The following is a 4,300-nucleotide window of genomic DNA, read 5'->3' as shown; positions in this document are numbered from 1 at the left end:
GAAAAAGATGAGCATGAATATCTTGAGCAAGTGTTGGGAGAACTAGAAGGGGAGTCGGTCAAAATCAATATTATTCCTGAAAATTATCAGCTGATATTAGGTTCCGTAAAAGTAAAACTGTTATCAAACCTGCCCTTGGTTGAGATCAACCAGGATCTGATTCCTGTGTGGCAAAAAGTTTTGAAACGCTGCATCGATATATTTTCAGCGCTGCTGGTGCTGGTCATTGGCATGCCGTTCTTAATTATTGTTGCGCTGCTTACAAAGCTGAGTTCGAAAGGACCGATTTTTTATAAGCAGGAGCGTATTGGTAGAAATGCCAAACCTTTTAAGATCATTAAATTCAGAAGCATGTATATTGATTCTGAAAAACTGGGGCCAGCATTGGCAAATGATAAAGACAGTCGTATTACACCATGGGGAAAAATCATGCGTAAAACGCGGCTCGATGAGTTCCCTCAGTTTTACAATGTGTTGAAAGGTGATATGTCGCTGGTCGGACCTAGGCCTGAGCGTCAATTTTTTATTGATCAGATTATGAAGACAGCGCCTTATTACAAACATCTGCATAAAGTGCGGCCGGGCATCACGTCCATGGGGCAAGTAAAATTCGGCTATGCAGAAAATGTAGATGAGATGGTGGATCGTTTACGGTACGATATCTTATACATTGAAAATATGTCGCTCTCACTGGATCTGGAGATCATGCTGGATACCGTGCTGATCATGTTCCAGGGAAGAGGAAAGTAATTATGAATTATAAATTATGAGTTATGAATTAAATAAAATGTTTATTCAAAACTCATAACACAATCATTAATTTCAATTCATAATGCATAAATTGAATTCAACAGCAAACGAAAATGTTTACAGGAATTATAGAAAGCCTTGGGGTTATTGAGAAGATTGTTGAAGAAAAGGGAAATTTGCATTTCACAGTTCGTTCTTCTATCTCACATGAATTAAAAATTGATCAGAGTTTATCACACAATGGCATTTGTTTAACGGTAGTAGCACTGGGTGATGATACACATACCGTAACAGCCATTCAGGAAACAATCCGTAAAACAAGCATTGCTGAATGGAAGCAGGGCATGCATCTGAATCTGGAACGTGCCATGCCTGCACACGGTCGGTTTGACGGACATATTGTGCAGGGACACGTGGATCAGACCGCAGTATGTACACAACGCCGGGATGATGACGGCAGCTGGCTGTTTACTTTCCAGTATGACGCATCCTCAGGTAATGTAACGGTTGAAAAAGGCTCTATCTGTGTAAATGGAATTAGCCTTACCGTTGTTGACTCCAGAGACGATGCGTTCTCCGTAGCCATCATTCCATATACTTTTGAGCATACTTCGTTAAAGGAATGTGTAGTTGGCTCAAAGGTGAATATTGAATTTGATATACTCGGAAAATATGCCGCGAAACTGTTGGGAAGAAGTAAACAGTAGTCAGTAAACAGTAGTCAGTGTTTTTGCTTTAATGAGAAAATATAGAGTGATGTAAATACGTTAACTGATTTTTTATAAAGATGTCATCAGCTCACATCCAATATGCTTTCCAGCTCCCGGAACCCGCTCTGGCAGATTTTGTAGAATCTTTCTGGGTACTGGAAAACCTTTCGGATGAAGCAAAAGAAATTGTTGTATTGCCCGATGGCAGCTTTGATGTATTCTTTGGGTATGCTGCTAATGAACCATTTCATGTAACGCTTTCGGGAATTACGACAGAGTCTTCCCAGGCCATACTGGCGCCGCGTACTGTCATGTATGCAATCAGTTTTAAATTTTTAGCCCTGGAATATATTCTCAATACTTCAGTAGCCAATGCTGTTAATGCTGTACGTTATTTACGGAATGATTTTTTAAAAATTCATAAAGAAGATCTGAACGGATTGGATGTATTCGTAAAGCAAGTATCCCATGCATTACAAGAACACCTCCACGTAAGCGTCGATAACAGAAAGCACAAGCTCTCCCAATCTATTTACAATTCAAAAGGCAGCATTTCTATACAAGAGGCCGCTGATGCCTGTGGCTGGAGCAGCCGCCAGATCAACAGGTATTTTCAGCAATGGGTTGGAATCTCTTTAAAAAACTACTTAACCATTTTGCGGTTCAGAGCTTCTTTTACACAGATCAAGTCAGGAAAACTTTTTCCGGAGCAGCATTATGCCGATCAGGCGCATTTTATCCGTGATGTAAAGAAATTTGCCGGTGTGGTTCCTAAAGTACTTAGCCGGAACAAAGACGACCGATTTATACAATTTTCCCTCTTGAAGAAGAAATAATTTTGGTGTATAGATTTAGAATTACCTGTATAGGTACTCTAACATCTGAAAACAGATTATGGATTTAAATTCAAGGAAATGAAACAATCAATCATTGATGCAAAGAAAATAGCAATCGTTGGCGGCGGTCCGGGTGGTTTAACACTTGCGCGTTTGTTACAGCAAAAAGGTGCCCAAGTGAAGGTGTATGAACGGGATGTAAACAAGGATGCACGCGTGCAGGGCGCAACGCTGGATCTGCATGAAGAATCGGGACTTGCGGCTTTGCAGGAAGCTGGTTTAATGAATGCTTTTTATGCCCATTACCGTCCGGGTGCAGATAAGATGCGGCTGGTCGATAAACATGCTACGATTTTTTTCGAAGATGCATTTGAAGGAGAAGAGCAATTGCAGCGACCCGAAATTGACCGCGGTCCTCTGCGCAAGATTCTGTTGGAATCATTACAGCCTGGTTCAGTTGTATGGGACAGTCATTTATTGAATGTTGAAAAAACAGCAACGGGCTGGCAGCTGAATTTTTATAATGGCACTGCTGCAACGGCTGATCTTGTTATTGCTGCGGATGGTGCCAATTCAAAAGTCCGTCCGCTGATTACAGCATTGAAACCATTCTTTTCAGGGGTTACCATTGTAGAAGGTGCCGTATATAATTCTGAAAAGAATGTTCCTTCAATGCATGCATTGCTAAATGGTGGGAAAATCTTTGCTGTGAGCGACTCTAAAACCATTATTGTCAGCTCAAAGGGAGATGGCAGTCTGGTATTTTATGCGGGCATTAATACAACAGAAGACTGGGCGAAGAATTGTGGTGTTGATTTTAAGAAGTCCGGTGAAGCACGTGGCTGGTTTAAAAGGACCTTTGCAGACTGGGCTCCGGCCTGGTTTGAATTGTTTGATCAGGCAGAACCGGAGTTTGTGGTTCGTCCGCAGTATTGTATGCCTCTGGATCAATCCTGGGAAACCTTACCGGATATGACTATGCTGGGAGATGCCGCGCATCTGATGCCGCCATATGCGGGAGAAGGTGTGAATATGGCCATGCAGGATGCCCTGGAGTTGAGCCGTTGTTTATACGATCCATCGTTTGCCACTATTCAGGAAGCACTGGCTTGCTATGAAAAGCAAATGCATGCACGTTTCGTAGAGATTGGTAAAATTACACTTGATCAGACGGCTTCTTTACATTCTGCAGCAGGACTTGAAAACATGATCACGATGTTTGGTGGAGAAGGGTAATAAGTAATAAGTAATAAATACACAACGTTATCAGTTACATAAATTTTTATAACACATGATGAAAAAGATATACAGCTTCATTTTTCTAATGCTTACCGGGTATGTATTATGTGCCTATCCGATCAGTCCGCGTCCACTCAGAAAGTTGGTAGCAGAGTCACAATATATTGTTTATGCGGATGTTGTTGATGTTAATGCAGTATCTGATACAGATATATGGTCTGATCATAAAGCTTCTCTTGTTATTCGGGAAATATATCAGGGAGAATTTATACAGGACACCATTGAAGTACACTTCAGACCGACGATGATTTGTCCGGCACCTGCCCGCTATAAAACAGGCACTTCGGTTTTAGCATTTTTGTATAAAGTTGACAGCCTGAATTTTTATGAAACACAAGCACTTTCTTATGGTGCTAAGGAAATGACTACGCATGAAGAATTAATGGCTTACGAAGCCCGGATCCGTGAGATGCAGCAGATCAATACTATTAAAGATTCGATTGATCGAAACACAAAAACAAAAGACTGGCTGGTAACCTGTGCCATAGATCCATATACCAGATGGGAAGGTGTATATGAGCTGTCTCCTCAAAGTGATTTTATGTCTAATTATGATTACAACAAAGATAAAAGTGTTTAATTAAAAACTTTATCAGAATCCCAGTTTGTAATGGTGCGGCAGGATTTATTAAAAACCTAATCCTTTTCTTATGCAGATATGGTATTGTTTGATGTGGTTTTAAAGAAAAGCGACCCGGAGTTGCT

5 protein-coding genes are annotated in these 4,300 nt (G+C 40.8%); all 5 read left to right on the top strand.

The features are described 5' to 3' along the window. The coding region (locus ACTHJT_RS13540; protein ID WP_440239051.1) for an exopolysaccharide biosynthesis polyprenyl glycosylphosphotransferase at positions 1 to 750 on the top strand (750 nt) is incomplete at its 5' end. 113 nt (positions 751 to 863) lie between these two features. Then, a complete protein-coding gene (locus ACTHJT_RS13535) occupies positions 864 to 1,457 on the top strand; it encodes a riboflavin synthase (RefSeq protein WP_440239049.1) in 594 nt (197 codons plus the stop codon). Positions 1,458 to 1,537: 80 nt separating this feature from the next. Next, positions 1,538 to 2,296, top strand: coding sequence for a DUF6597 domain-containing transcriptional factor (locus ACTHJT_RS13530; protein ID WP_440239047.1), 759 nt, complete (start codon positions 1,538 to 1,540; stop codon positions 2,294 to 2,296). A gap of 78 nt (positions 2,297 to 2,374) precedes the next feature. Further along, complete coding sequence (locus ACTHJT_RS13525; protein WP_440239045.1) at positions 2,375 to 3,532, top strand: FAD-dependent oxidoreductase; 1,158 nt, start codon at positions 2,375 to 2,377, stop codon at positions 3,530 to 3,532. Positions 3,533 to 3,587: 55 nt separating this feature from the next. Then, positions 3,588 to 4,175, top strand: coding sequence for a hypothetical protein (locus tag ACTHJT_RS13520; RefSeq protein WP_440239043.1), 588 nt, complete (start codon positions 3,588 to 3,590; stop codon positions 4,173 to 4,175). Positions 4,176 to 4,300 lie beyond the last annotated feature (125 nt).

Origin of the sequence: Cytophaga sp. (assembly GCF_051961495.1) — a bacterium.
GTDB lineage: Bacteria > Bacteroidota > Bacteroidia > Cytophagales > Cytophagaceae > Cytophaga.
The sequence above is the reverse complement of the archived record's forward strand: the minus strand, read 5'-3'. Positions and strand labels throughout refer to the sequence as shown.